The sequence below is a fragment of the Bacillus sp. 522_BSPC genome (assembly GCF_001076885.1).
GTDB lineage: Bacteria > Bacillota > Bacilli > Bacillales > Cytobacillaceae > Niallia > Niallia hominis.
This window is the reverse complement of the sequence record NZ_JVDT01000214.1, coordinates 1-4,095: the sequence shown is the minus strand read 5'-3', so window position 1 is coordinate 4,095 and position 4,095 is coordinate 1. Positions and strand designations below refer to the sequence as shown.

Below are 4,095 nucleotides of genomic sequence, written 5' to 3'. Positions count from 1 at the left end.
TTCGTATTTATTGTTAGCTGAAATGTTTATGTCCCAGCCTCTTACCTTAAAAAAATTCCCTAATCAAAATTCCATATGTTTATAGTTGTACCATTCTTCTATTCTTAGTAAAATAGACAGTAAGAATGGTTAGACTATGGAGGATTCTATGAAGAAACGAAAAAATAGATTACAAAAGATTGTTGTATATTTAATGATCTTTATTATGCTAGCATCTACACTGTTAATCGGAATTGGAATGTTATTTTAACCGAAGACTATCTTACTAATGGAAGAACTAAGCAGTCTGAATACACGTAAACTCCTATGGGAGCTGCGAGAAAGGGAATACCCCTAAAGCCGAGAAGGCTAAAGCGCAGCCCCATGGTAAGCGAAATGTATTCAGACTGCGGGTAATACAACAAACTTTTTTTGAAAGCTTCTTGCCAAAAACAAAAACAGTTCGTGTTTATTACTACCTGAAACGATGTTGTCCCAGCTCCTTTTTTATTCATGAATAGCCCCATACTCTTTTGCTAATTCCTCAAAGCTTTTATCTGACCTTGTTATTAGAACTTTGGTTCCTAATGGTATTAAATCATAAATCGATTCTACTGCCTCATTTTGCATACGGACACAGCCATTGGACACATAATTTCCAATAGTGCCTGGATTATTAGTTCCATGAATACCATATATTCTTCCATCTGTATTCTTCGCATCAAAACCAATCCACCGTGTTCCCAAAGGATTATCTTCATGTCCGCCAGCGATATTTTTTTTGCGATAATACGGTTCTACTGCTTTAACTGTAATGGTAAATAAGCCATCTGGTGTTAAGTCTTCTGTTTTTCCTGTCGATACACTAATAATAGTTTGAACTCTATTTTCATCTATTATGGATAATTGATTGGTTTTTTTGTTTATAATAACAAAAGAATCTCCTGGTAAAGGGTTTTGCCCTAATGGCCATATAGGTGAGACAGTTAGGAAAATAGAAAGAATAAGTTTCAGCATACAATCACACTCGCTTTTTTTCTTAGTGTATGTGGATGCTTATTCTTTATACGATAAGGAATCGTAATCCTAATAGGATTCATTCAGCTTCACTGAGTACGAAAAAGATTCCTTCATCCTAGAGACGAAGAAATCTAATTGTATTCAATATTATAGCATTTTTTCCAAAAATTCTTTTGCGCGTTCTGTTTTTGGATTGGTGAAAAACTCTGCTGGCGGTGCATCCTCTACTACAACTCCACCATCAAGGAATAATACTCTGTTTGCCGCTTCTCTCGCAAAGCCCATTTCATGTGTCACAATTAGCATGGTAATGCCTGTATTTGCAAGTGATTTCATTACCTCAAGCACTTCTTTTACCATTTCAGGATCCAAAGCTGACGTTGGTTCATCAAATAAGATTACTTCTGGATTCATTGCAAGAGCACGTGCAATAGCGACCCTTTGCTTTTGTCCCCCAGATAAACGGCTAGGATAAACAGCTGCTTTATCAGCAAGGCCAACTTTAGCAAGAAGTTCTTTACCCATTTTTTCCGCTTCTCCCTTACTTAATCCCTTCACTTTAATCGGTGCATATGTTACGTTTTGCAAAACCGTTTTATGTGGGAAAAGATGAAAATGTTGAAATACCATCCCCACATTTTCTCTCATTTTTTTTATGTTTGTGTTTTTTGTCGTAATATCCGTCCCATCAATGATTACTTTTCCTTCTGTAGGCACTTCAAGCAAGTTTATACAGCGAAGAAAAGTAGATTTCCCTGAACCAGAAGGACCGATTATGGTCACTACTTCCCCTTTTTTGACCTGTGTATTAATCCCTTTTAAAACTTGAAGGGAGCCATAGGATTTATGCAAATTTTCAACATTAATCACTTCTTCTCATTCTCCTTTCAACGGCTTTTGCCAATGTAGTCAACATCATTACTAATACATAGTAGATAAGACCTGCTAGAATCATTGGCTCCAAATATGCATATTTTTCTCCACCCATAATATAGGCCCTACGCATAATATCTGTTACACCAATTACCGTTACAACCGCTGACTCTTTTGTTAAAGAAACAGCTTCATTGATTAATGCCGGAAAAATATTTTTTAAAGCCTGTGGCAAGATTAAGTCAAACATTGCTTGTCTAGGTGAGACACCTAATGCCATGGCTGCCTCTTTCTGTCCACGATCAACTGCTAAAATTCCAGCTCGAATAATCTCAGAAATATAAGCAGCTGAATTTAAGCCAAAGGAAAGAATCGCAGCAACCGAGGGTTCTATTTGTATCCCAGTTAATTGCGGAACCCCAAAATAGATAATCATTAATTGCAAAACAAGTGGCGTCCCTCTGAATACAGATGTATAAATAGCAGCTATCCAGCTTAATACTGGAATCTTACTTAGTTTAAATATCGAAAGTATAATCCCTAAAACAAATCCAATAATTCCAGCTACAATAACAATTTGCAATGTTACTGTTACTCCCTTCAGTAAATAAGGAAGCGATGGAATAAATTGTTGGAAATCCAAGCCCATTAATATCTCAATCCTTTCATAAAAAACAGGGTGTCTTCTATCTATTTACTCAACTTTCGCAGAGTGATATCGGCAAATAAGCCTTGATATAATTAGGAAGGCCAGCGATCCACTGTTCAAGTTGACTTTGAATTATTTTTTTGATTTTCTTATTCGTTTGTTTAAGTGCATCTTGAAGAAGCTCGATCAATTGCTGTAATGCGACAGCCCAATCAAGTTCATTTACTTCATCGCATAATTCGTAAAACAGACCACCTATTGTGCGTTGATCGGTATTACAGCGATTCTGCCACGACAGAACGATAAAACGAGAAAACACAATCGTTGTATGGCAAATAAGCGCGTCATATGAACGGCTTTGGAATTCTTTTTCAAGTTTCAAAAGAGATTTGGCCGCCTTAAAGAATACCTCGATATCCCAGCGCATTCCATAGATTCGGACGATCTCCTGTTCTGAAAGAGTGCAGTCTGTGCTGAGGATGGCAAGCCAGTCGCTTTTCTTATTTCTGTTTTGAATGAATACCACTTTAATTGGTGTTCCATTAGCCATGATCGTATGGATGGAACGAAGAATTCCTTTCTTGGATTGAATGGGTCCAGCTAGGCGGTATAGTTGCTTTAAAGAAACCATCTCCCCGTTTACGTTATAACGTTGTTTTGTTTCTTTGACCATACCAATTACGTCTAATCCTTGATCCACAATAGACTTTACAAGTGGTGGCAATGTAAACCAAGAATCCATAAGGACATAACTTGCATCTATCCCATTGGCTAATGCACGTTTAATCATGTCAGGAACTTGTTCAGGCTCAGTTTGTAATGCATTTTCTCGACGCTTGTATCCACAAGTACGTTTATCAATTTTTTCAGAGATACCATTGATTTGAGACTTTTTTGAACTGACTAAAGAAAAGTCAATTGGCATAAATGTATAGCCATCTGACCAGCCCAAAGTGAGCATACGAAACCCCTTAAAGAAACGCATTTTCAGGGAAGCATGATCAAAACAACGAGCGAGAAGCTCTACCTTTTTACTACGATTTCGGTCATACGCAGAATCATCGATAATCAGTACTTTTGGACGCTCTTTATTCGTAAGGCGAGTCACCTTTTGAATAGTAAAAATGCTCAACAGTAGTAAGAAACGGCGCCAATTAAAAGTTGATTGGTTTAAAAAGCGATAGACGGCATCTTTGGCTGGAAACTGATCGGCTTTCTTTGAATCAAGAAGTGAAAACCAATTTTTGTGCTGGAAAATCAAACAGAAAACAAGCTGAAATAAGTAGGAACAGCTGAAACCGAAGGATTTTTTAATTCCTGCTTGGCGCAGGTGTTTATTCATTTCAAGCTCAGAAAAAACCGAATTAAGTTCTTTTGGTAGTTGATTGTTTTGGCTATTTTGGTCTATCATATAGGGAGCACCTCTTCTGTATGGTAGTGTTTTCTCTACAATTACACTATACCAAAGAATGAGGTGTTATTTCATTTTATTAAACACTGTCAAGCAACATATTTAATAGACCATAGACGCAATACAACTAACGATTTGCACTTATTTTTTTGGTGCGAAAGTT

5 protein-coding genes are annotated in these 4,095 nt (G+C 36.9%); 1 reads left to right on the top strand and 4 read right to left on the bottom strand.

From position 1 onward, the window contains the following. The first annotated feature begins 148 nt into the window (after window positions 1-148). The gene (gene prli42 / locus ADJ83_RS25330) at window positions 149-250 is read left to right on the top strand and encodes a stressosome-associated protein Prli42 (RefSeq protein ID WP_152910842.1); all 102 of its coding nucleotides are present in this window, start codon (window positions 149-151) and stop codon (window positions 248-250) included. A 236-nt stretch (window positions 251-486) separates the two neighbouring features. Here the strand turns inward: prli42 and ADJ83_RS17625 are convergent, their stop codons facing one another. The 4 genes from ADJ83_RS17625 to ADJ83_RS17610 form a co-directional block, all read right to left on the bottom strand. Next, a complete protein-coding gene (locus ADJ83_RS17625; protein WP_031535202.1) occupies window positions 487-996 on the bottom strand; it encodes a L,D-transpeptidase in 510 nt (169 codons plus the stop codon). Window positions 997-1,146: 150 nt separating this feature from the next. Beyond that, window positions 1,147-1,869, bottom strand: a complete 723-nt coding sequence (locus ADJ83_RS17620; protein ID WP_031535204.1) for an amino acid ABC transporter ATP-binding protein — start codon at window positions 1,867-1,869, stop codon at window positions 1,147-1,149. Further along, on the bottom strand, window positions 1,862-2,521 hold the full coding sequence (locus ADJ83_RS17615; protein WP_031535205.1) for an amino acid ABC transporter permease: 660 nt from the start codon (window positions 2,519-2,521) through the stop codon (window positions 1,862-1,864). The genes ADJ83_RS17620 and ADJ83_RS17615 overlap by 8 nt, the downstream gene beginning before the upstream one ends. A gap of 49 nt (window positions 2,522-2,570) precedes the next feature. Next, complete coding sequence (locus ADJ83_RS17610) at window positions 2,571-3,932, bottom strand: IS4 family transposase (protein WP_048717268.1); 1,362 nt, start codon at window positions 3,930-3,932, stop codon at window positions 2,571-2,573. Window positions 3,933-4,095: the final 163 nt, after the last annotated feature.

Coding starts and splice junctions, on each gene's coding strand:
- ADJ83_RS17615 (WP_031535205.1), bottom strand. CDS start 2,521: ATGGGCTTGGATTTCCAACAATTTATTCCATCGCTTCCTTATTTACTG.
- ADJ83_RS17610 (WP_048717268.1), bottom strand. CDS start 3,932: ATGATAGACCAAAATAGCCAAAACAATCAACTACCAAAAGAACTTAAT.
- ADJ83_RS17625 (WP_031535202.1), bottom strand. CDS start 996: ATGCTGAAACTTATTCTTTCTATTTTCCTAACTGTCTCACCTATATGG.
- prli42 (WP_152910842.1), top strand. CDS start 149: ATGAAGAAACGAAAAAATAGATTACAAAAGATTGTTGTATATTTAATG.